At 69.4% G+C, this 23,679-nt stretch carries 14 protein-coding genes and 1 tRNA gene; 7 read left to right on the forward strand and 8 right to left on the reverse strand.

Features of this window, described 5'->3' with window-relative positions; genetic code table 11:
• Window positions 1-42 precede the first annotated feature (42 nt).
• Entirely contained in the window at window positions 43-1,908 is a 1,866-nt protein-coding gene (locus tag BMX29_RS05785) for an ABC-F family ATP-binding cassette domain-containing protein (RefSeq protein ID WP_092811128.1), read from the forward strand.
• A gap of 22 nt (window positions 1,909-1,930) precedes the next feature.
• On the opposite strand, the gene BMX29_RS05790 is transcribed toward BMX29_RS05785, so the two are convergent.
• Window positions 1,931-3,007, reverse strand: a complete 1,077-nt coding sequence (locus BMX29_RS05790; RefSeq protein WP_092811130.1) for an AbrB family transcriptional regulator — start codon at window positions 3,005-3,007, stop codon at window positions 1,931-1,933.
• Between the two features lie 105 nt (window positions 3,008-3,112).
• On the opposite strand from BMX29_RS05790, the gene BMX29_RS05795 reads away from it, so the two are divergent.
• Window positions 3,113-4,219 (forward strand): acetoin utilization protein AcuC, encoded by a 1,107-nt coding sequence (locus BMX29_RS05795; protein WP_092811132.1) that lies wholly within the window; start codon window positions 3,113-3,115, stop codon window positions 4,217-4,219.
• A gap of 38 nt (window positions 4,220-4,257) precedes the next feature.
• Here the strand turns inward: BMX29_RS05795 and BMX29_RS05800 are convergent.
• Window positions 4,258-4,331: transfer RNA gene (locus BMX29_RS05800), tRNA-Gly, on the reverse strand.
• A gap of 181 nt (window positions 4,332-4,512) precedes the next feature.
• On the opposite strand from BMX29_RS05800, the gene BMX29_RS19150 reads away from it, so the two are divergent.
• The 5 genes from BMX29_RS19150 (at window position 4,513) to BMX29_RS05820 (ending at window position 12,563) form a co-directional block, all read left to right on the forward strand.
• Entirely contained in the window at window positions 4,513-4,683 is a 171-nt protein-coding gene (locus BMX29_RS19150; RefSeq protein WP_175471138.1) for a hypothetical protein, read from the forward strand.
• 132 nt (window positions 4,684-4,815) lie between these two features.
• Window positions 4,816-8,154 (forward strand): transglutaminase family protein, encoded by a 3,339-nt coding sequence (locus BMX29_RS05805; protein ID WP_092811134.1) that lies wholly within the window; start codon window positions 4,816-4,818, stop codon window positions 8,152-8,154.
• 84 nt (window positions 8,155-8,238) lie between these two features.
• The gene (locus BMX29_RS05810) at window positions 8,239-10,641 is read left to right on the forward strand and encodes a circularly permuted type 2 ATP-grasp protein (RefSeq protein ID WP_092811136.1); all 2,403 of its coding nucleotides are present in this window, start codon (window positions 8,239-8,241) and stop codon (window positions 10,639-10,641) included.
• Between the two features lie 15 nt (window positions 10,642-10,656).
• A complete protein-coding gene (locus tag BMX29_RS05815) occupies window positions 10,657-11,538 on the forward strand; it encodes a transglutaminase family protein (RefSeq protein WP_092811138.1) in 882 nt (293 codons plus the stop codon).
• Window positions 11,539-11,717: 179 nt separating this feature from the next.
• Complete coding sequence (locus BMX29_RS05820; RefSeq protein WP_092811140.1) at window positions 11,718-12,563, forward strand: SMP-30/gluconolactonase/LRE family protein; 846 nt, start codon at window positions 11,718-11,720, stop codon at window positions 12,561-12,563.
• A gap of 254 nt (window positions 12,564-12,817) precedes the next feature.
• Here BMX29_RS05820 and gghA read toward each other — a convergent pair whose 3' ends face one another.
• From gghA to glgC, 6 genes are all read right to left on the reverse strand, one after another.
• Entirely contained in the window at window positions 12,818-15,196 is a 2,379-nt protein-coding gene (gene gghA, locus BMX29_RS05825) for a glucosylglycerol hydrolase (RefSeq protein WP_092811142.1), read from the reverse strand.
• Between the two features lie 195 nt (window positions 15,197-15,391).
• On the reverse strand, window positions 15,392-17,023 hold the full coding sequence (locus BMX29_RS05830) for an alpha-D-glucose phosphate-specific phosphoglucomutase (protein WP_092811144.1): 1,632 nt from the start codon (window positions 17,021-17,023) through the stop codon (window positions 15,392-15,394).
• 8 nt (window positions 17,024-17,031) lie between these two features.
• Window positions 17,032-18,912, reverse strand: a complete 1,881-nt coding sequence (gene malQ / locus BMX29_RS05835; RefSeq protein ID WP_092811146.1) for a 4-alpha-glucanotransferase — start codon at window positions 18,910-18,912, stop codon at window positions 17,032-17,034.
• The gene (gene glgX / locus BMX29_RS05840) at window positions 18,905-21,004 is read right to left on the reverse strand and encodes a glycogen debranching protein GlgX (RefSeq protein WP_092811148.1); all 2,100 of its coding nucleotides are present in this window, start codon (window positions 21,002-21,004) and stop codon (window positions 18,905-18,907) included. Before glgX ends, malQ begins: the two co-directional genes overlap by 8 nt.
• Window positions 21,001-22,401 (reverse strand): glycogen synthase GlgA, encoded by a 1,401-nt coding sequence (gene glgA, locus BMX29_RS05845; protein WP_092811304.1) that lies wholly within the window; start codon window positions 22,399-22,401, stop codon window positions 21,001-21,003. The genes glgX and glgA overlap by 4 nt, the downstream gene beginning before the upstream one ends.
• Window positions 22,398-23,678 carry a glucose-1-phosphate adenylyltransferase gene (gene glgC, locus BMX29_RS05850; protein WP_092811150.1) on the reverse strand — a complete coding sequence of 427 codons (1,281 nt, stop codon included), beginning with the start codon at window positions 23,676-23,678 and terminating at the stop codon, window positions 22,398-22,400. Before glgC ends, glgA begins: the two co-directional genes overlap by 4 nt.
• Window position 23,679: the final 1 nt, after the last annotated feature.

A 23,679-nucleotide genomic window follows, 5' to 3' on the forward strand; every position in this document is an offset into this window, starting at 1 on the left:
GCCCCGTTGACGCTTCGCCGGGCGCGCGGTAGCGGCTCCGGCATGGCACAGCCCCCGCTTCTCCAGCTTTCCGACATCTCGCTGACCTTCGGTGGCGAGCCCGTCTTCGACGACCTGTCCCTCATCGTGCAACCCGGAGACCGGGTGGCGCTGGTGGGGCGTAACGGGTCGGGCAAGTCCACCCTGATGAAGGTCATGGCCGGCCTCGTGGAAACCGACCGCGGCGACCGCGTGGTCCCGCCCGGCGCGGCCGTCGGCTACATGGAGCAGGATCCCGACCTTTCGGGTTTCGCCACGCTCGGCGACTTCGCCGGCGCGCGGCTCGACCCGGCCGAGGCCTACAAGGTCGAGGCGGTGGCCGAGGGGCTCAAGTTCGACCCGGCCCGCGCGACCGAGGTCGCCTCCGGCGGTGAACGGCGCCGGGCGGCGCTGGCGCGGCTGATGGCCGAAGACCCCGAGCTGATGCTGCTCGACGAGCCGACAAACCACCTCGACATCGAGGCGATCGGCTGGCTCGAGCGCGAGCTCAAGTCCACCCGCAAGGCCTTCGTCCTGATCAGCCACGACCGCCGGTTCCTGTCCGAACTGACCCGCGCGACCCTCTGGATCGACCGCGGGGCCGTGCGCCGGCAAGAGCAGGGCTTCGAGCATTTCGAGGCGTGGCGCGACAAGGTCTGGGAGGAAGAGGACCAGCAGCGCCACAAGCTCGATCGCAAGATCAAGTCCGAGGCCCGCTGGGCGGTCGAGGGCATCTCGGCGCGCCGCAAGCGCAACCAGGGCCGCGTCCGCGCGCTGCAGGACCTGCGGGCCGAGCGCGCCAACATGATCCGTCGCCAGGGCACCGCGGCGATGGAGCTGTCGGGCGGACCGGCCTCGGGCAAGAAGGTGATCGAGGCCGAGGGGCTCGCCAAGTCCTTCGCCGGCAAGACCATCGTGAAGAACTTCTCGCTGCGGGTCCTGCGTGGCGATCGGGTGGCCTTCGTGGGCCCCAACGGCGTGGGCAAGACGACGCTCATCAACATGCTGATCGGTCAGACCGAGCCGGATGCCGGCACCGTGACACCGGGCACCAACCTGATGCCCGCGCTCTTCGACCAGACCCGCGCACAGCTCGATCCCGACATGAGCCTCTGGGACAGCCTGACCGGCGATCCCGACATGCGCGTCTCGGGCAAGGCCGACCAGGTGCTGGTGCGGGGAGAGCCGCGCCACGTGGTCGCCTACCTCAAGGATTTTCTCTTCGACGAGCGCCGCGCCCGAGCGCCGGTGGGATCGCTCTCGGGCGGCGAGAAGGCGCGGTTGCTGCTGGCCAAGATCATGGCGCGCGAGTCGAACCTCCTGATCCTCGACGAGCCGACCAACGACCTCGATATCGAGACGCTGGACCTTCTGCAGGACCTGATCGGCGACTACGACGGCACCGTGCTGCTGGTGAGCCACGACCGCGACTTCCTCGACCGCGTGGCGACGACCACCGTTGCGATGGAAGGCGATGGCGAGGCCACGGTCTATCCCGGCGGCTGGTCGGACTACCGCAGCCAGCGCCCCGACCGGGGCGGTTTCGGCAGCGGAACCGGTGCGGCCGAGCCGAAGGGCAAGTCCGCGAAGAAGGGTGGAGCGGCGAACGGGCAGGGCGGCGATGCCGCCCCGGCCAAGCCGCGCAAGGCCGCGCAGCCGAGCCTCAGCTTCACCGAGAAGCACCGGCTGGAGGAGCTGCCCAAGGTGATCGCGCGGCTCGAGGCCGAGATCGCCAAGCTCAACGAATTGCTGACCGATCCCGGCCTCTTCGACCGCGAGCCGGTGAAGTTCCGCAAGGCGACCGAGGCGCTCGCGGAACGCGAGGCCAAGTTGTCGGCGGCCGAGGAAGAGTGGCTGGAGCTGGAAGAAAAGGCCGAAGCCGCGGGCTGAGACCCCCGCGCGGGCCGTTTGTTCAGCGCTCGGTCAGCCCGAAGGCCCGCGCCGAGACGATCAGAGCGCCCACGGTCATCAGGATGCGGACCACGTGGTGCAGGCTGACGAGCGCGGGGTTGACGGACAGGCTCAGCGCGATCAGCGACATCTCGGTGACGCCACCGGGCGCGAAGCTCAGCAGCAGCTGCAGGAAGTCGAGCCCGGTGATCTGCCACAACACCAGCGACAGCGCCGCGCCAACGCCCAGCATGTAGAGCACCGACACCAGCGACAGCCCGATCGAGCGCGAGATCAGCCGCAGCGTGATCCCGCGGAACCGCATGCCCAGGCCCACGCCGACCACCGACTGCGCCATCGCGATCAGCCAGAACGGCAGGTGCAGATCCACGCTGCCCGACAGCGTGATCGCCGCCGACAGCAGAAGCGGCCCGATGATCTGCGAAGCGGGCAGGTGGATGAACCGGGCGACGTAGAGGCCGGTGATCGCAGCCGCCACGATCAGGACGAGGTTCACGAGGCCGACAGGGTCGGTGCCGCCGGGCGCCATCCCCGCCGAGCTGCCCACCGGCTCACCGGCATAGATCGAGAGGGCCGTGGGGATCAGCGTCACCACCAGGATGATCCGCAGGAACTGCTGGAGCGTCAGAAGCCGCACGTCGGCGCCCGCGCCTTCGCCCAACGCGATGCTTTCCATCAGGCCTCCGGGCGTTCCCGAGTAGAATGCCGTCGCCCGGTCGAAGCCGCCGAGCTTGCGGAAGATCATCGTGTTGCCGCCATGTGCCAGGAACACGAAGATCAGCAGCGCCGTGCCGGTGATCGGCAGCGCCGAGAGGTCCCGGAACAGCTGCGGCTGGACCTGCGTGCCGATCATCACGCCGATCAGCGCCACGAAGAGCGCGCGCAGATCCGACGGGAAGGTGTAGTCTGCCAGGATGGTGTCCTGCAGGAACGCCACGCTCAGCGCGGTCATCCCGAGACTGCCCAGCATCCACGGCATCGGCAGGCCCAGCGCCGCCGCCAGCGCACCGCCCAGTCCGCCGATGACGAGCATCACGAGGGTGAGGGCGGTCCGGGTCAGAAGCGTGCGGGAGAACATGCATTTCGATTTACGCCCGCCTCGGCGGATCGGCAATGGCATGCCGCGGTATGCCGGCGCGGATGCGCCCTTGCAGCGGGGGCGGCCCGGCTTAGCTGCGCCGCCATGGCAGGACCGCTCTTCATCGGATCGCAGATTTATCGCGGCTCGCGCTACGGGCGGCTGCACCCGCTGTCGATCGAGCGCGTGCCGGCGGTGATCGACCTCTGCCGCGCAATGGGATGGCTGCCGGCAGAGGTCTACCGCACCTCGCCAAGGGCCAAGGCCGCCGCGCTGACGGCGTTCCACACCGAGGACTACGTTGCCGCGTTGAAGGCCGCCGAAGCCGCGCAGGCGGTGACGCCGGACGTGCGCGACCGTCACGGCCTCGGGACCCTGTCGAACCCGGTCTTTGCCGAGATGTTCCGCCGCCCGGCGACAGCCGCCGGCGGCGGCCTCCTGGCTGCCGAACTCGTCGCGCGGGGCGGCGTGGTGCATAATCCCGGTGGCGGCACGCATCACGGGATGCCGGACCGGGCTTCGGGCTTCTGCTATCTCAACGAGCCGGTTCTGACGATCAGGCGGCTTCTGTCCATGGGCCTCGACCGGGTGGCCTACGTGGACATCGATGCGCACCATTGCGACGGCGTGGCCCACGCCTTCCACGGGTCCGAGAGCGTGCGGATGATCTCGGTCCACGAGGTCGGCCGCTGGCCGTTCACCGGCGCGCTGGACGACGATGCGGGCGGGGCGGCACTGAACTTGCCCGCGCCGAAGGGCTTTCACGACGACGAATTCGCGCTGGTGCTGGAACGTCTGATCCTGCCGGCGGTCGAGGCGTTCCGGCCGGACGCGATCTTCCTGCAATGCGGCGCCGACGCCGTGACCGAGGATCCGCTCTCGCGGCTGGCGCTGTCGAACGGCAGCCACTGGCGCACGGTGCGGGCGCTCCGCGCGCTGGCGCCGAGGCTGATCGTGTCGGGGGGCGGAGGCTACAACCCCTGGACCACGGCACGGCTCTGGTCCGGGGTCTGGGCCACGCTGGCGGGACACGAGATTCCCGACCGTCTGCCCGAGCCGGCGCGCGCGATCCTCGGCGCCCTCGACTGGTCGCGGCGGGGTCGGCCCGGTCCGGCCTTGCTGGAGACGCTGGCCGACGCGCCGCGTCCGGGTGCGATCCGTGACGAGGTCCGCACGGCGGTCGAGACCCTGCGTGCGCGGCACGCTCTTTAGCGCCGGCGGGCAGCCGTATCTGGATCGGGCAGGAGGGGTGGAGCGGGTGAAGGGAATCGAACCCTCGTCGTCAGCTTGGGAAGCTGCTGCTCTACCATTGAGCTACACCCGCACTGCGCGTCATCTAGCACCGGCCCAGTGCCCCCATCAAGCGCAAAGCGCAGGGCGGATCTGCGCTGACGCACCGCGGCTGAGCCAACCGTGAGTGGACTGTAACACCGTTTCCCTGCAACACTGAACGGGACGGTTCAGAATGGCCGGCGATCGGGCCGGCGCAAGTACGGGAGGCCGCCATGACACGCACCGGGACACGAGATTTCACACTGGTCCGCGCGGCCCTTCTGGCGGCGCTATTGGGGCTCGGCCACGTGGTGACCACGCTGCACGAGTCCGAGGGACCGGATACGCTCGACGAGACGGACCTGTCGGTTCTCAGCAATCCCGGCGCGGGCACCACGGTCTGAGACGACGTCAACGCTGAAACCTTGGGCGACCGCGCGCCGCCCTGGGACTCGTTCGCGCGATTGAGGGGTGCAAAGCCCCGCCGAGCCTGAGAAAGTCCGGATCGACAGGAACGAAGCCCGGACCCCGACGGCATGGCCATCTACGCGAGCATCCACCACCTCACGCACTACAGCTACGACCGCAACGTCACTCTGGGCCCGCAGATCGTGCGTCTGCGGCCGGCGCCGCACAGCCGGACGCGGGTGATCTCGCATTCGCTCAAGGTCGGGCCCGAGCCGCACTTCGTGAACCACCAGCAGGACCCCTACGGCAACTGGCTGGCGCGCTTCGTCTTTCCCGAGCCGGTGCGCGAGTTCCGGATCGAAGTCGATCTCGTCGCGGACATGTCGGTCTACAACCCGTTCGACTTTTTCGTCGAGGAAAGTGCCGAGCACTGGCCCTTCGACTACCCCGCCGACCTGACCGAGGACCTGTCGATCTATCGCAGACCCGCCGACACGGGGCCGAGGTTCGCGGCCTATCTCGACGGTCTCTCGAAGGAGCATGGCCAGCGCACGGTGGACATGCTGGTCGGCCTGAACGCCAAGGTCTCGGGCGACGTGACCTACCTGATCCGGATGGAGCCTGGCGTGCAGACGCCCGAGGAGACGCTCGAAAAGGGGTCCGGCTCGTGCCGCGACAGCTCGTGGCTGCTGGTGAACCTGCTTCGGCACATGGGGTTCGCGGCGCGCTTCGTGTCGGGCTACCTGATCCAGCTCAAGCCCGACCTGCAGGCGCTCGACGGGCCATCGGGGACCGACCACGACTTCACCGACCTGCACGCCTGGGTCGAGGTGTTCCTGCCCGGCGCGGGCTGGATCGGCTTCGACCCCACCTCGGGGCTCATGGCGGGCGAAAGCCACATTCCTCTGGCCGCCACGCCGCATTACCGCAACGCCGCGCCGATCGCGGGCGGATTCAGCGCCGCCGGCACGCCCGAGGTCGACTTCGAGTTCGACATGACGGTCGCGCGCGTGGCCGAGCATCCGCGCATCACCAAGCCGTTCTCGGACGAGGCATGGGACCGGCTGAACGCGCTGGGGCACAAGGTGGACGCCGCGCTCGAGGCCGGGGACGTGCGGCTGACCATGGGCGGCGAGCCGACCTTCGTCTCCATCGACGATTACGAAAGCCCCGAGTGGAACACCGCCGCGGTGGGGCCCATGAAGCGCGGGCTGGCCGACGACCTGATCCGGCGCCTGCGGTCCCGCTTCGCACCCGGCGGCTTTCTGCATTACGGGCAGGGCAAGTGGTATCCCGGCGAGACGCTGCCGCGCTGGACGTTCTCGCTCTACTGGCGGCGCGATGGCCAGCCGATCTGGTCGGACGAGAGCCTCGTGGCCAGCGAGACCGAGGCCAGGGGCGCGGATGCGGCGGACGCGGGCAGCTTCCTCGCCACCCTGGCCGACGAGCTGGGGGTAGAGACCGAGTATGTCGTTCCCGCCTACGAGGACCCCGCCGAGTGGCTGCTGAAGGAGGCCAACCTTCCCGAGAACGTCACGCCCGAGAACAACAAGCTCAAGGATGCCGAGGAACGCCACCGCATGGCGCAGGTGTTCGAGCGCGGCCTGACGGAGCCCACGGGCTACGTGCTGCCGATCCAGGCGTGGCAGTCCAAGGCCACCGGACGACGCTGGCGGTCGGAGAAGTGGAAGCTGCGGCGCGGCAAGGTGTTCCTCGTGCCGGGCGACAGTCCCGTGGGTTACCGCATCCCGCTGGGTGCGCTGCCCTACGTGCCGCCGTCGCAATATCCCTACACCTACGTCACCGACCCGACCGTGCCGCGCGATCCGCTGCCCGAGTTCGACCACGGGCCCGAGGTCGAAGGCGACCGCGCGCAGCCTGTGTCGGCCCCCGAGCCCACCGGACCGGTGCAGACGGTGATCGAGCAGCATCTCGGCCCGGTCGAGGGCGCGGTCCGTACCGCGCTCTCGGTCGAACCGCGCGACGGCAAGCTGTGCGTGTTCATGCCGCCGGTGGAGGCGCTGGAGGACTACCTCGAACTCGTCGCCGCGGCCGAGCGGTCGGCCAAGCGGCTGGGTCTGCCGGTCCATATCGAGGGATACTCGCCGCCGCACGATCCACGCATGAACGTGATCCGCGTTGCGCCCGATCCGGGCGTGATCGAGGTGAACATCCACCCGGCGCACAGCTGGGACGACTGCGTCGCCACCACCGAGGCGATCTACGAGGAGGCGCGCCAGTGCCGGCTTGGCGCCGACAAGTTCATGTTCGACGGGCGCCACACCGGCACCGGCGGCGGCAACCACGTGGTGGTGGGCGGCGCGACTCCGAACGACTCGCCGTTCCTGCGCCGGCCCGATCTTTTGAAGTCGCTGATCCTCACTTGGCAGCGGCATCCGTCGCTCAGCTACCTGTTCTCGGGCCTCTTCATCGGCCCGACCAGCCAGGCGCCCCGGATCGACGAGGCCCGGCACGACTCGCTCTACGAGCTTGAGATCGCGCTGGCGAACATCCCCTCGCCCGATTGGGGCGGCACGCCGCCGTGGCTGGTGGACCGGCTCCTTCGGAACATCCTGATCGACGTCACCGGCAACACCCACCGCGCCGAGATCTGCATCGACAAGCTGTTCTCGCCCGACGGACCCACCGGCCGGCTTGGCCTCGTGGAGTTCCGCGGCTTCGAGATGCCTCCTGACCCCAAGATGAGCCTCGCGCAGCAGGTGCTGCTGCGCGCGATCATCGCGCGGTGCTGGCAGGCCCCGGTCTCGGGGCGGCCCGTGCGCTGGGGGACCGAGTTGCACGATCGCTTCATGCTGCCGCATTTCCTCTGGCAGGATTTCCTCGATCTGCTGCGCGACCTCGCGGCGCACGGCTTCGAGCTCGATCCGGTGTGGTTCGAGGCGCAGGCTGAGTTCCGCTTCCCGTTCTGTGGACAGGTCGACTACGAGGGCACGCGGCTGGAGCTGCGGCAGGCGCTGGAGCCGTGGCATGTGCTGGGCGAGCGCGGCGCCATCGGTGGCACGGTCCGCTACACCGACAGCTCCGTCGAGCGGCTGCAGGTGCAACTGACCACCCAGAACCCCGAACGCTTCAAGGTCGCGTGCAACGGGCGGCTGATGCCGATGACACGGACCGAGACGTCGGGCGTGTCTGTGGCGGGCGTTCGGTTCAAGGCATGGCAGCCTGCCGAGGCGCTCCACCCGACAGTGCCGGTCCACGCGCCGCTGACCTTCGATGTATGGGACAGCTGGTCGAACCGGGCGCTGGGGGGATGCACCTACCATGTGGCGCATCCCGGCGGGCGCAACTACGACACCTTCCCGGTCAACGGCAACGAGGCTGAAGCGCGTCGCCTCGCGCGGTTCGAGCCCATGGGCCACACGCCCGGCACCGCGGTGCCACCGACAGAAACGCCGCACCCTGAATTTCCCTTCACGCTGGATCTGCGCCGCCCGCCCGGGGTGTGATAGAGAGGCCCGATCGGGACGGCGCGAGTTGGGAGGCGCCCCCGGCGGGAACGGGACGATGCGCGAGCAGTGGGCGTGACACGGATGGACAAGACCGCGCCGGCGGCGGCCGAAGATGCCGTCGCCCGGCTGGTGCGCGGCTACGCGCCGCCGGCGGGCGTGGCCGACGAAATGCTGGACGCAGCGGGTCAGGTGCGGCCGGTCTGGCGTCCCTTCCTCGACCGCTTCGCGCACCTGTCGGCCGAGGACCTGTCGCGCCGCTTCGCCCGTGGCGATCACTACCTGCGCGATGCGGGCATCTTCCACCGTCAGGTGGACGAGGGTGGCGCGTCGGAGCGGGACTGGCCTCTCAGTCACGTCCCGGTCCTGCTGGAAGAGGCAGACTGGACCCGGATCAAGACCGCCGTCATCCAGCGGGTCGACTTGCTCGAGTCCGTGCTCGCCGATCTCTACGGCGCAGGCTGGCTGGTGCGCGAGGGAGTGCTGCCGGCGGAACTGGTCGCCGGAAACCCCGCCTTCCTGCGGCCGATGGTGGGCGTCCGGCCGCCCTCGGGGCATTACCTGCACTTCGCCGCCTTCGAGATCGGCCGCGCGCCGGACGGGTCGTGGTTCGTGCTTGGCGACCGGACCGAGGCGCCCTCGGGCGCGGGCTTCGCGCTCGAGAACCGGGTCGCGACCATGCGGGTCTTCTCGGATCCGTTCGACCATGACCGCGTGCACCGGCTTGCGGGCTTCTTCGGCGGCTTTCGCGACGCTCTCGGCGCCTCGGCCCGCGCGCTCGACGGCCGCATGGCGATCCTGACTCCGGGGCTCGGGACCGAGACCTACGACGAACACGCCTACATCGCGCGCTATCTCGGGATGATGTTGCTGGAGGGCGAGGATCTGACCGTGGTCGGCGGCCGGGTGATGGTCCGCACGGTGGCGGGGCTGAAGCCGATCTCGGTGCTTTGGCGCAGGCTCGACGCGGCCTTCGCGGATCCGCTGGAGCTGGACGACCGGTCGGCGCTCGGGACGCCGGGGCTGGTTTCGGCGATGCGTGCCGGCAACGTGTGCATGGCCAACGCCCTCGGCGCGGGGCTGGTGCAGACGCGGGCGCTGCTGGCGTTCCTGCCGCGCATTTCGGACTACCTGACGGGTGCGCCGCTCGAGATGCCCAACATCGCCACGTGGTGGTGCGGCCAGCGGCGCGAGCGCGAGTATGTCATCGGCCAGCACGCGCGGATGATGGTGGGGCCGGCGCTGAGCCAGGAGCTTCCCTTCGAGGCCACCGGCGATACGCTGATCGCCGGCCGTTTCCAGGACGGCCGCGACGCGGATCCGGCAATGTGGATCGAGAAGCACGGCCGCGATCTCGTGGGTCAGGAAGCCGTGAACCTCTCGACAACCCCGGTCTGGGAGGACGGCGCCTTTCGTCCGCGTCCGGTGATGATCCGGGTCTTCGCGGCGCGCACAGCCTCGGGCTGGAAGGTGATGCCTGGCGGCTTCGCCCGGATCGGGGCGTCCGAGGATGCCACCGCGCTGTCCTTGCGCCGCGGGGGCCGGGTGGCCGATGTCTGGGTGGTCTCGCCCGATACAGTGCCCACGGAGTCGCTCGCGCGTTCCGACGGGCCGTTCCGCCGCGCTGCAGACAGCCTTCTGCCCGCCCGCGCCGCCGACAACCTGATGTGGCTCGGCCGCTACGTGGAAAGGGCGGAGCACATGATCCGCCTCCTCAGGGCCTACCACCTGAGGTTGGCCGAGACCGGCCGTGCGGACGACCCGCGCGTGGAGCGTATCGGCGCGCATCTCGAGGCGCTCGGCGTCCCGCGCGAGATCGCGGCCAAGGGCGCGGTCTCCGAGACGCTCGATGCGGCGATTCGCGCGGCGTCCAAGGTGCGGGACCGCTTTTCGGTGGATGGCTGGGCGGCGCTACGCGACTTGCGCGCGGACCTCGCCGATCACAGCGCACGGCTCACACCGGGCGACGAGGCGGCGCGGGCGCTGTCCGAACTTCTGCGCGGCACCGCGGGGTTCGCGGGCCTAGTCCATGACAACATGTACCGTTTCGTCGGCTGGCGCTTCTTGTCCATCGGCCGCGCGTTGGAGCGCGCCGCGGGCATGATCGCAACGCTGCGCGACTTCGCCGACGCCGAGGCGCCGGAGGGCTGTCTCGACGCGGCGGTCGAGGTCGGCGACAGCGTGATGACCCACCGCCGCCGCTACCAGATCGAGACCAACCGCGAGACGGTGATCGACCTTCTGGCACTCGACGCGCGCAACCCGCGCTCGATCCACTTCCAGATCGCGTTGATCCGGCGGCTTGCGGCGGACCTTCCTGGGGCCGAGGTGTCCGGTGCCCTGTCCGAGCCGATGCGCGCGATCCTGCGGATCGAGACGCAGCTTGCCACTGCCGAGCCGTCCGAACTGGACGACCGCGCGCTGCGCAAGCTCGCCCGAGGGGTCGCGGGCATTTCCGAGCGGCTGACAGCCGCCCACCTGTCCTGAGGCGGCGCCCGCGTCATGCGCTACGACCTGACCCTCGAGATCGGCTACGACTACGGCGCCCCAGCGCCCTCGGCCCGGTGCGTGCTGCGTGTGGCGCCGCGGCGGGTCGCGGGCGAGCAGCGCGTCGAGGCCGAGCGCCTGCGCGTGACGCCGGAGCCGGGCGAGATCGCCTATCGCACGGACTTTTTCGGAAACTCCGTCACCGAGATGGGCTTCACCGACCCGTTGCAGGTGGTCACCGTGCGTCTCAGCGCCCGGATCGAGAGGCTTGCCCGTCCGCCGCAGCTCGATCTGACCCCGCGGCTCGACCGGCTCGCCGCCGAGATCGGCACCCGCAGCGCGCTCGGCCCGGAGTCGCCCGACCACTTCGTGTCGGCGTCACCGCGCATCGGCTACGAGCCGGCCATAGCCGCCTTCGCGCACGCACTCATCGGCCCGCAGATGACCGCGCTCGGCGCGGTGCAGACGATCGGTCAGGCGTTGCACACGCACATGACGTTCGACGCCGAAGCGACCGACGTGGACACCGAGCCGGGCCATGCCTTCGCCGAGGGGAGGGGCGTGTGCCAGGACTTCAGCCACGTGATGATCGCAGGGCTGCGCGCGGTGGGGGTTCCGGCAGGCTACGTCTCCGGGTTCCTGCGTACCGAGCCGCCGGCCGGCCAGCCGCGCCTCGCCGGGGCGGATGCGATGCACGCCTGGGTGCGGGCGTGGTGCGGGGCCGAGACCGGCTGGATCGACTACGACCCCACCAACCACATGATGGTCGGCACCGATCACATCGTTGTCGCGGTCGGCCGCGACTATTCGGACGTCGCCCCGGTGAAGGGCGCGGTGCGCTCGGCCGGGGTCCAGGCGTCGCACCACAGCGTGGATCTCGTGCCGCTGGGCGAGTGAGCCGCCGGGGCAGTGCGCGACGGCGGCATCGGTGCAAGAGTGTCCGTATCAACCGACACGCCTGTCTCCGAGGCGGTCACCGACCGTGCGTCGGGATCAGCGTCCGGATCGGGCGGCCGTCTCTGGCCACGCGCGGCCGTGTGCGCCACACTCCGGCAGGGACACGGAGGCCGAACCACATGCACGCGATCTACAGCGACACGCTCTGCGACCTGGGAGAATCCCCGCTCTGGCACCCCGAGGAGGGGGCGCTCTATTGGGTGGACATCATCGGCAAGAAGCTCCTGCGGCGCGACACGCGGGGCGAGCGGATCTGGCACTGGGACCGCCACATCTCGGCCCTGGGCTGGGTGGATGCAGGCAAGCTGCTGGTCGCGACCGAGACCGACCTCGTGCTGTTCGACACCGGGACAGAAACGGAAACGCGCCTTGCGGGACTCGAGGAGACCCGTTCCGAGACCCGCAGCAACGACGGCCGGGCGGATCCGTGGGGCGGGTTCTGGATCTCGACCATGGCCAAGGACAAGGCGGCCGGTGCCGGGGCGATCTACCGCTTCTTCGGAGGCGAGGTCCGCAAGCTCTACGACGGGATGTCGATCCCCAACTCGATCTGCTTCGCGCCGGGCGGGGCCTACGCCTATTTCGGCGACAGCGACGCCCACGTGGTCCGACGCGTGACCCTCGACGAGGCCGGCTGGCCCGCCCGCGCGCCCGAAACCTTCCTCGATCTCTCGCCCGAAGGTCTGCGCCCGGACGGCGCGGTGGTCGACAGCCACGGCAATCTCTGGAGCGCGCAGGCCGGTGCCGGACGGGTGGCGTGCTACACGCCCGAGGGCCGTTTCATGACGGCGGCGGGCTTCGCCTCCGGGCAGACCACGTGTCCGGCTTTCGGCGGAGCGGACCTCAAGACGCTGTTCGTGACGACGGCCGCCGAGGGCGCGGGCGCCGACGATCCGCTGGCCGGGGTGACCTTCGCGGTGCCCATGGGCTTTTCCGGGCAGCGCGCGAACCGGGTGGTGCTTTAGGCCCGCGCGCGTCACTCGCTTGAAACGTCGCGCAAATGTGGGCGCTTTTTGCTGCAACCGACCAGTTCGCAGACACGAATGAGTTCAGGTGCGCCGCGTCGCGTCCGGCGAGGGCCGCGCGGGTTCGGTCCCCGACGCGGAAAGCACGGGTCTCGCTCGCTCCGCCCGTCAAACCGGATGACCCCGCCGGATCCCGGCACGGCCGTCCCAAGCCCCGCCCGCGCCACCAGTCGACGCGGGCGGGCCAAAGCGGCTCACTCCGGCGCCGGCCGGGTGAATACGAGCGCCATCGAGTCCTTCATGATGAGCGGACCGGACTCGTATTCCTCGCCGATGCCCGGCGTCCGCAGGGCACAGGTCCACTTGAAGCCCTCGAGCCCCGGGATCTTCAGACGCAGCGGGTCGAAATCCGCGGTCTCTTTCCCCTCCATGTGGATGATCGAATAGACCTGCTCGCCGTCCGGACCATGCCGCAGGGAGGTGAAGATCGTGCGCCCCTCCAGCGGCTCGATGTAGCTGAAGTGATCCTTCGGGCCGTAATTGTCCCGCAGCCAAGGGCGCGCGGCCCGGAAGTCGCGCAGGCTCAGCGCGAAGTTGGACTGCACCGGGTCGAGAGAGCCCAGCGTATGGCCGATGTTGCAGTAGTCGTGCATGTCGTCCATCCACGCCCGCGCCACCTGCTTGAGCGTCTGCGGCGTGTAGTGCGGCCCGGCGAGCGGCGGATCGGTCGTGTTCAGGAGCCGCGCGATGTCCTCGAGGTCGTAATCCGTCACCTCGACGAGCGCGGGCAGGAAGGTGCAGAAGCGCGCGAGATCGGCGCGTGTCTCGAAGCCCAGCTCCTTCAGGCGCGTGAAGTTACCCGGGATCATGTAACTGTATTCATCCACCTGCCAGCGCAGCGAGATCGCCTCTTCGGCCACCACCTTCACGCCGTAGCGGTCGTCCTGATTGCGCACGAAGCCCCAGGAGGCGCGCGCCATCGCGTTGAGGAAGTCCATCGGAACGCCCGGCAGCGCCACGTAGGTCAGCATGTGGGCCGCGGGGTTGTCGTAGGCCTTGTCGAGGATCTCCATCCGCGTGTTGCCGAGCCGGGTGTTGATGTTCATCTTCGGGCTGACCTGCGTGCCGCGCCGCAGGGTGTCGTGGTTCGACGTGCCCGAGATCCAGTTCGAACCGCTGTTGAGGCATTCGCGGATGCGCCAGTACTTGCCCAGCCAGAAGGTGTAGAGGAACGGCGTGTTGTGGGCGAAGGTCAGGGGGCCCCACTGGAACACGTCCTCGTCGCGCTGCGCCTCGATCACAGCGCGGTAGGTCGAGGACAGTTCCCAGTCCTCCTGCGGCCAGGGGCGGCCGTCCTCGAAGATGAACCACGGGCGATAGCGGGTTCCCGCGACCTCCTGCACCACGTCGGCCATGCTTTGCAGGTATTCGTCGTCGTGACGCAGCACCTGCGCGCCCGCGTCCCAGTACTTGAAGTCCTGCGCGCCGTCGACGCGCACGCCGTCGGCGCCGAAGTTCACCTTGCGCCGCTGCATCTCGAGCAGGATCGCCCGCACGGCGGGGTCCTGGTAGGCGAGGTTCTGACCGTACATGTTCGGCCCGGCGAAGAAGTGGTCGTTCAGGACTCGCAGGCCCTGGTTATCCGAGTGACCGTAGACCACGTCGAAGATCAGCTTCTTGGGCGTGCCGGGGAAGTTGTGCAGCGCCGCTGCAAGGTCCACCAACTCGTCCGGGCGACCCGACTCCAGCAGCACCGGGTTCACCGTGGCCATGCCCGCGATGACGTTGTCGTAGCCCCAGTTGGTGGTATCGGGACGCAGGAGCGACACGGTCACGCCGTGGTCGGTGCCGTCGTGCTCTTCCCAGAAATCCGGGCCGGCCTCGTAGACGGTGGTGGGCTCGACGGGCAGGAGCTGTACCGCCTCGTAGCCGAGATAGATCTGGTCGGCGGGATCCATGGGCAGGCCGCGGGCCTCGCGCTCGGCCAGCCGCTCGAATTGGCGGGTCAGCGAGGCGAGCGTGCCGCCGGCGGTGGCGGTGGGCACGTGGATCTGCAGGATGTTCGACACCGGTCCGAGCTTCGCCGGTTCGCCGTCCTGCGCCAGCGCGGCCCAGTATGCACTGTCGCCTCGGGCCGCGAGCATCGCCTCGACATCGTATAGCTCGGCCGGGGCCATGGCGCCGAAGGGCAGGGACATCGCAAGCGGATCGAGAATGCGGTGCCACTGGTCCTCGGCATCGCGCCAGACGAGGGCGTAGAAGTCGCCGACCTGATCGCGGTTGCCCGCGACCATGCCCCGGACGCACGAATAGGCGTGGCCCTCGACGCGGATGGTGGGGACGTAGAGCCGCTCGAACCTGATCTCCTGGTGCGCGCGTCCGAGGTCCAGCGGCTCTTCCGGCGACAGGATCTCGAGGAAGATGTCGCCCGAGGGCACGCGCATGTCCTGAAGCTCTGGCACCCAGAATCCGAAAGAGGCCAGCCCGTCTGCATCCACCTGCCCGCCGAGGCCCCGGGCGATCTCCTGTTCGGCCTCGAAGCGCGAATGCGCCGTGGTCAGGATCTGCTCGCAGGCTTCGGCGCGCGCGGTGGCGGCGGCCTCGTCGAAGGTGATGCGGTCGGCGAGGGGCATGAAGGGCTCCTGTCCATGTCTTGTCTGCGGCGGGCCTGGTGAGAACGGCAAGACGGCGGCCAGCCGGGGATTTGCGTCGAACCTCGCCCGATGCCGCGTGGACGGCAAGGGGGCGGGGCGGCACGGGCGGCGGCTTGCCGCGGCCGCACGGGGAAGTGACCGCGATTGCGGCGCTTTCGCCCGTGCGGCGGTCGCTCAGGTGATGACGTCGGGTTTCTTGCGGCCGGTCCGCTTGGACAGGCCGGTGAGCGCATCCGCGCATGCGACGATATCGGAAAGAGCCTCCTGCGGATCGCGGTCGAGCTTCTCGGGGTCGGTTTCGGCCTTCTCGAGGTAGACGCGGATGGTCGCGCCCTCGGTGCCTGTGCCCGACAGGCGCACCACGATACGGCCACCGTCCGTCGTGGTCACGCGCAGGCCCTGCGCCTCGGCGCGGCTGCCGTCGATGGGATCGTCGTAGGCGAACTCGTCCGCCGCCTCGATGGTCTGGCCCGCGAAGGTCTGGCCGGGCAGATCAGCGAGCTTGCCGCGCAGGTCGTCCACCAGCGTGTTGGCCACCTCGGCGTCGACCTCTTCGTAGTCGTGGCGGCTGTAATAGTTGCGGCCGTAGGTGCGCCAGTGGTCGGCCATCAGGTCGGACACCGATACCTCCCGCTCGGCGAGGATGTTCAGCCAGAAGAGCACCGCCCAGAGCCCGTCCTTCTCGCGCACGTGGTCGGATCCGGTTCCGGCGCTTTCCTCGCCGCAGAGCGTGGCGCGGCCGGCGTCGAGCAGGTTGCCGAAGAACTTCCAGCCGGTGGGCGTCTCGTAGCAGTCGCAGTCGAGCCGCAGCGCCACTCGGTCGAGCGCGCGCGAAGTCGGCATGGAGCGCGCGACGCCCGCCAGACCCTCGGAGTAGCGCGGGACCAGCGTGGCGTTCGCCGCCAGCACGGCGACGCTGTCCGAAGGCGTCACGTAGCAGTTCCGCCCGACGATCATGTTGCGGTCGCCGTCACCGTCCGAGGCCGCGCCGAAATCCGGCGCGTCGGATCCGTGCATCTCGTCCATCAGGGTCTTGGCCCAGATCGGGTTCGGGTCGGGATGGCCGCCGCCGAAGTCCGGCGAGGGCGTGCCGTTGACCACCGTGCCCACCGGTGCACCGAGCATCCCCTCGAGGATCGCGTGCGCGTAGGGCCCCGTGACCGCGTGCATGGCATCGAAGCGCATGGTGAAGCCGCCCGCGAAAAGCGCCCGCAGCTTGTCGAAGTCGAAGATCTGCGACATCAGCTTGGCGTAGTCCTCGACCGGGTCGACGATCTCGATCTCGGTCCGGCCCAAGGACTGCGTGCCGGGCGTCGAGAGATCGACGTCCTGCGCCTCCATGATCCGGTAGGTCGAGATCTCCTTGGTGGCCTCGTGGATCTTCGACGTCACGCCCTCGGCGGCGGGGCCGCCGTTGGGGGTGTTGAACTTCACGCCGAAATCGCCGTCGGGTCCCCCGGGATTGTGCGAGGCCGACAGGATGATGCCGCCGTCGGTCTTGCGCTTGCGGATCAGGTTCGAGGCGGCCGGCGTCGACAAGAGGGCGTTCTGGCCGACGATCACCTTGGCCGCGCCCGAGGCCGCCGCCATCCGCAGGATGACCTGCGCCGCGCGGTCCGAGAAGTAGCGCCCGTCGCCTCCCAGCACGAGCGTCTTGCCGGTCACGCCGCCGATGCCGGTCCAGATCGACTGGACGAAATTCTCGAGAAAGTGCGGCTCCATGAACGTCCGGGTCTTCTTGCGGAGGCCGGAGGTGCCGGGCTTCTGGCCGTCGATGGGCGACGTTTCGATGGTGAGGATGTCCATGCTCTGTCCTAGCGTCCGTTTTCGGTCATGATGCGGGCGGTCTCTGCGAGGCGCGGATCGCCGGCGACGGCCTCGGGCCGGGCCGGCAGGCGCTGCCGCCAGTTTGGATAGTCGGCAATCGTGCCGGGAAGGTTGGGCTGGGCGGGCATGTCGAGAACGTTCTCGATCTGCACCGCGACGAGCCGGGCCGTGGTTCCGGCGAGATGGGCGTGCATCCGCGCCGCGTCTTCCGCGGGGTGGACCGCGTGGGATGCCGTCCCATCGTCGAGCGCCCTGACCTCGTCGCGACGCGCGGCCCGTGCGCCTGCTGCGGTGGCCTCGTCGATATGGCCCAGCGCGGCGCGGGCGCCGATGTCGTGGCCCGTCCGCCAGCCCGCCCATGTCGGCAGATCGTGGGTCGAGAAGCTGGCGACCACCGCCTCGGGATAGTCGTGCGGGGCGCGCGGCGCGCCGTCGGGGCCGCGCTCGAACATGGTGAGGCGGCAACCGAGGATGCCGCTGGCCTCGAGCGCGTGGCCCAGCCCGTCGGGGATGTTTCCGAGATCCTCGCCGACGATGGTCGCGCCGGCCCGCGCGGCCTCGATCCGCGCCACGGCGAGCATCGCGTCGCGCGGCATCCGGACATAGGCGCCCGGCGCGCCCTCGGGCACCCAGAAAGCCCGGTCGAAGCCGAGGATATGGTCGATCCGCAGAAGGCCCGAAAGCCGCAGCTGACGCGCCAGCGTTTCGGCCAGCGCGCGGAAGCCGGTCTCGATCAGGCGGCGCGGGTTGAACGGCGCAAGGCCCCAGGTCTGGCCGTCGGCGGCGAAGGCGTCGGGCGGCGCACCGAGCGAGGTCCCGAAGGCGAAGCTCTCGCGGTCCTCCCATGTCTCGGCGCCGTGCGGATGTGTGCCCACCGCGAGGTCGAGGTAGAGGCCCTGCGTCATGCCCGCCGCCCGCGCACGGCTTTGCGCGGCGCGCAGCTGCGTCTCGGCCATCCACTGTGCCCACGCGTGGAAGCGCACCCTTGTGGAGAGATCGCGGGCCGCGGCGCGCGTTTCGGCGCTCGCGGGATCCTGAAGTGCGGCGGGCCAGCGGTCCCAGTAGGGGCCGTGGAGCTCGGAAAGCGCCTGATGCAGCGCGAAGTCGTGGAGTGCGGTGCCCTCGGCCGCCTGCCAGGCGTCGAAGGCCTGATCGCCGCCTGCCGCCTCGAAGGACGCGAAGGCGGCGTCGAGCGCGGCGTTCTGTGCGGGAATCTGCGTGGCGTAGTCGATCGGGCCTACGGCCGGCACTTCCGGGCCGCCCACATCCACATGCAGCGTCGAGAGCCGCCTGCGATGCGAGGGCGAATAGGGCGAGGCCGCGTGCGGATCGGTCGGAAAGCCTGCGTGCACCGGGTTCAGCCCGAGAAAACCCGCGCCATGCGCCGCCGTGCCCTCGGCCATGCGCGCGAGGTCGGCATAGGTGCCGAGGCCCCCGGTCTCCGCGGGCTTCAGCCCGTAGAGCGGCACCATCAGCCCCCACCCGCGTGCCGGCAACGGCAGCCTCGGTGGCGCTGCGAGGAGCCAGCAGGTCGACCCGTCTGCCTCCAGGCGGTGGCGCCCCAGGGGCAACGCCGGCAGGGGCCCGGTGCCCTCCGACGTCGTGCCGTCCTCCAGCGTCAGCTGCCACGTGCCCCGGGGCACGAGACTCGGCACCTCGTCCACCGACGCGACGTGCCAGGCGGGCAGGGCGCCCGCGTTCATTTCGGCCAGCGCGGCCTCGGCGCCAGCGGGATCGGTCGGCAGGCCCATTGCGCTCAGGATCGCGTCCCGGGTCTCGGGCGCGGTCTCGCGGGTCTGTCCGGTGACGTCGGTGAAGGCGGGCACGATGCCCGCCGCCTCGGCCAGCCGGTCGACCGCATCAACCATCGGCGGCCTCCGCTTCCTCGAGCACGAAGACCAGCACGCTGTCGCCCGCCATGGGCACCGCGCCCGCGGCGGTCTCGCAGGCAGCCTCGGGCGCGGCAGTGTCGATGGCCCGGGTCCAGACCCGTCCCTCGGGCGGCTCGGGCAGCGTGAACTCCAGCGGGTCGCCGGCGTTGAAGGCGAGCAGAAGCGCTTCTTCGCGTTGCGCGTAGGCGGGCGTGCCCGAGGCCATGCGCATCTCGGCGCAGACGAAGCGGCGCGCGGGATCCTCCCAGTCGCCGTCCTCCATCTCGGCGCCGTCCTCGCGCCACCAGAACAGGTCCTCGATGCCGTCGACGATGCGCTCGCGGGCGTGCAGGAACCGCTTCTGCCGCACGATCGGATGCGCCTTGCGGAAGGCGATGAGCCGCCGGGCGAAGTCCATCAGGCCCTGGTCGGCGTTGCTCCAGTCGAGCCAGCCGATCTCGTTGTCCTGGCAGTAGGCGTTGTTGTTGCCGTTCTGCGAATTTCCGAACTCGTCGCCGGCAAGAAGCATCGGCGTGCCCTGGCTCAGCAGGAGTGTCGCCAGCATGTTGCGCCGCCGCTGCGCTCGGGCCGCGTTGATCGCCGGATCGTCGGTCGCACCTTCGGCGCCCATGTTGTCCGAGGCGTTGTCGCCGTGCCCGTCGCGGTTCTCCTCGCCGTTTGCCTCGTTGTGTCGCTCGTTGAACGAGGTCACGTCGGCGAGGGTGAAGCCGTCATGCGCGGTGATGAGGTTGACCGAAGACGTCGCCGGGCGCCCGGAATGGTCGAACTGCCGCGCCGAGCCGGTGATACGGTCGGCCAGTTCGGGCGCCATGGCCTGGTCGCCCTTCCAGAACCGGCGCACGCCGTCGCGGAACTTGTCGTTCCATTCCGAGAACGGCGGCGGGAACGCCCCGACCTGATAGCCGCCCGGGCCGATGTCCCACGGCTCGGCGATCAGCTTGACCGCGCCGAGCACCGGGTCCTGCCGCAACGCGTCGAAGAAGGCGGCCCCGGGATCGAAACCGTCGTTGGTCCGGCCAAGCGTCGCGCAGAGGTCGAAGCGGAAGCCGTCGACACCCATGGTCGAGACCCAGTAGCGCAGCGAATCCATGATCATTCTTAACACCATCGGGTGCCGCATGTTCATGGTGTTGCCGCAACCGGTGTCGTTGATGCAATGGCGCGGATCCTCGGCCAGCCAGTAATAGGCGGCGTTGTCGAGGCCGCGGAACGACAGCGTCGGCCCCATCTCGTCGCCCTCGCAGGTGTGGTTGTAGACCACGTCGAGGATCACCTCGATGCCCGCCGCGTGCATCCGCGCGACCATGTACTGGAATTCCTGCAGCTTCCCCGCGTCGAGGTAGCGCGGATCGGGCGAGAAGTAGCCCAGCGTCTGGTAGCCCCAGTAGTTGCTCAGGTCTTTGTCGACGAGGAATCGGTCGTCGAGGAAGGTGTGCACCGGCAGAAGCTCGATCGCGGTGATGCCAAGACCGGTCAGGTGGTCGAGCATGGCGTCCGAGGCGAGGCCCAGGAACGTGCCCGGATGGGTGGTGCCCGGGAACTGCTGGGTCAGGCCCTTCACGTGGGCCTCGTAGATCACGCTGTCGGCCAGCGCGGTCTCGGGGCGCGGGGTGCGGCCCCAGTCGAAGCACGGATCCTCGACCACGCAGCGCGGCATGTACGGGGCGCTGTCACGCTCGTCGAAGGACAAATCGCCGTCCTCGTGGCCCACGGTGTAGCCGTAAAGCGCGTCGTGCCATTCGGGATGGCCGGTCACGCGCTTGGCGTAGGGGTCGAGCAGCAGCTTGTTGGGGTTGAAGCGATGCCCCTCCTGCGGCGCATACGGTCCCTCTGCGCGGTAGCCGTAGAGTTGGCCGGGGCGAAGGCCCGAGAGGTAGCCGTGCCAGACATCGCCATCGCGCTCGGGCAGGGGGATCTGTGCGATCTCGGTCTTGCCGTCGTCGGAGAACAGGCAGAGCAGCATGCGGGTGGCATTCTGAGAGAATACCGCGAAGTTGACGCCCGCGCCGTCGAACGTGGCGCCGAGGGGATGGGCAAGCCCGGGACCCGGGCGGAAGTCGTTGGTCATGAGGGTGTGACGAGGCTCTTCATCAGGTCGGCATAGGCGCGGGCCGACACGTCCCAGCCCACGGGGTGAGCCATAGCGTTGCGCATCAGCCGTTGCCAGAGAGGGCGGTCGGACCACAGGGTCGTGAGCTTAACCAGCGCCTGCGCCAGCCGTTCCGATGTAACGGGATGAAATTGCAATCCGGTTGCCGCTTTCGCAGCGATGCCTGCCGGAGAGGCATTGATGACGGTATCGGCCAGCCCCCCGGTCAGCGCGACCACCGGGATGGTGCCGTGGCGCAGACCGTAAAGCTGGGTCAGGCCGCAAGGTTCGAACCGCGACGGCACCAGGATTGCGTCGCCGCCGGCCATCATCCTGTGCGATAGCGCCTCGTCGTAGCCGAAGCGCACGGAGATGTTCGGCTCCGCCTCGGCGGCGTCTCGGAAGGCGGCCTCGAGCGCGGGCTCGCCGGAGCCGAGCATCGCCAGTTGCCCGCCGGTGCCGGTCAGCGCGGGCAGCGCCTCGAGCAGCAGATCGAGGCCCTTCTGGTGGGTGAGCCGCGAAATCACGATGGCCAGCGGTCCGTCCGAGGGCGGCAGGCCGAATTCCTCCCGCAGCGCGCGGGTGTGTTTCGCCTTGCCCCGGGGCGAGGCGTAGGGCGGCGTCCAGGCTGCGGTGTCGATGCCGTTGAGGATGCCGCAGAGAACCCCCCGCCGGGCGCGCAGCAGACCGTCGAGGCCCATACCGAATTCGGGCTCGAGGAGTTCGGCGGCGTAGGTCGGGCTGACCGTATTGATCGCGTCGGCATGGACCAGACCGGCCTTTAGCGCGCTGATCTGGCCGTAGTACTCGAAGCCCTCCGACGTGAAACCTTCGGCCGGCAGACCGAGCGCGGCAAGTTTCTCGGCCGGGGCAAGGCCTTGGAAAGCGATGTTGTGAATCGTGACGATGGTCGGCACCCGCGCGCCGAGGGCCTGCAGGTAGACCGGCGTCAGCGCGGCCTGCCAGTCGTGGAGGTGCATGAGATCCGGCCGCCAGCCGTCCACGCCCTCGGCGCCGATTCGCGCAGCGGCCATGGAAAGCGCCGCGAAGCGTTCGGGATTGTCCGGCCAGTCGGCGCCGTCGGGACCCAGATACGGCCCTCCCGCCCGGTCGAAGAGATGCGGCGCGTCGAGCGCGTAGAGCGTCGTCTGCCCAAGCCGCCCCTCCACCAATCGCGCGGGGCCGCCGAACGTCTCGCCCAGATCGTGCGCCGGGCCGGTCGCGGCGGCCATGACCGCAGGGTAGCCCGGCAGCAAGGTGCGCATTTCGACGCCCTCGGCCGCGAGCGCGCCGGGCAGGGCGCCCGCCACGTCCGCCAGTCCGCCGGTCTTGACCAGCGGCACGGCCTCGGAGGCGACCGACAGCGCCCGCATCAGAGCGCGGCCTCGCGCGCATCGATCATGTCCTGCGTGATGAGGGTGACACCGCCGCTGGTGACTCGGAACCAGCGGGCGTCCTCGTCGGCGTCCTCTCCCACGACAAGTCCCTCGGGGATGTGCACGCCGCGGTCGATGACCACGTTCGAAAGCCGCGCATGCCGCGCAATATGGGCGTGCGGCAGCACCACCGCGCGGTCGAGCGAGGAATACGAGTTGGTGTGCACCATGGTGAACAAGAGCGACTCGCGGATCTCGGTGCCCGAGACGATGCATCCGCCCGAGATCAGCGAGGACACCGCCGAGCCGCGCCTGTCGTCCTCGTCGTGGATGAACTTCGCGGGCGGGACGCTTTCGGAATAGGTCCAGATCGGCCAGTCGCGGTCCCACAGGTCGAGGTCGGGCGCGAAGTTCGTGAGGTCGAGGTTCGCCCGCCAGAACGCGTCGACCGTGCCCACGTCGCGCCAATAAGCCGGCGCCTCGGTCGAGGCGCGCACGCAGGAGTCCCCGAACCGGTGCGCCTGCGCCTTGCCGCCGGCGACGATATCGGGGATCAGGTCGTTTCCGAAATCGTGGGTGGATTCAGGATCTTCCGCGTCTTTCTTCAACAGGTCGCGCAGGAAGTCCCAGTTGAAAACGTAGATCCCCATCGAGGCCAGCGTCACGTCCGGATCGTCCGGCGTGCCCGGCGGATCAGCAGGCTTTTCGAGGAAAGAGGTGATGACGTCGTTTGCGTCCACGGCCATCACGCCGAAGGCCGAGGCTTCCTTGCGCGGCACCGTCAAACAGCCGATCGTCACGTCCGCGCCGCTGGCGACGTGATGCTCGATCATCCGCTCGTAATCCATCTTGTAGATGTGATCCCCGGCCAGGATCAGCACGAAGTCCACGCCGTAACTGTCGACGATATCGATATTTTGCGCGACCGCGTCCGCTGTGCCGCGATACCAGCTCTGGTCGTTCATGCGCTGGCTCGCGGGCAGGATGTCGAGGAACTCGTTGCGCTCGGCGCGGAAGAAGTTCCAGCCGCGCTGGCAGTGCCGGATCAGGCTGTGCGCCTTGTACTGCGTGGCGACCGCGATCTTGCGGATACCCGAGTTCAGCGCGTTCGACAGCGCGAAGTCGATGATCCGCGTCTTGCCGCCGAAGTAGACGGCCGGCTTCACGCGCCGGTCGGTCAGTTCGCGCAGCCGCGATCCGCGTCCGCCGGCCAGAACGAAGGCCATGGAGCGGTGCGCGAGGCGGCTGCGGCGCGCGAGTAGATTGGTCGATGACATG

The organism is Roseivivax marinus, from assembly GCF_900109705.1.
GTDB lineage: Bacteria > Pseudomonadota > Alphaproteobacteria > Rhodobacterales > Rhodobacteraceae > Roseivivax > Roseivivax marinus.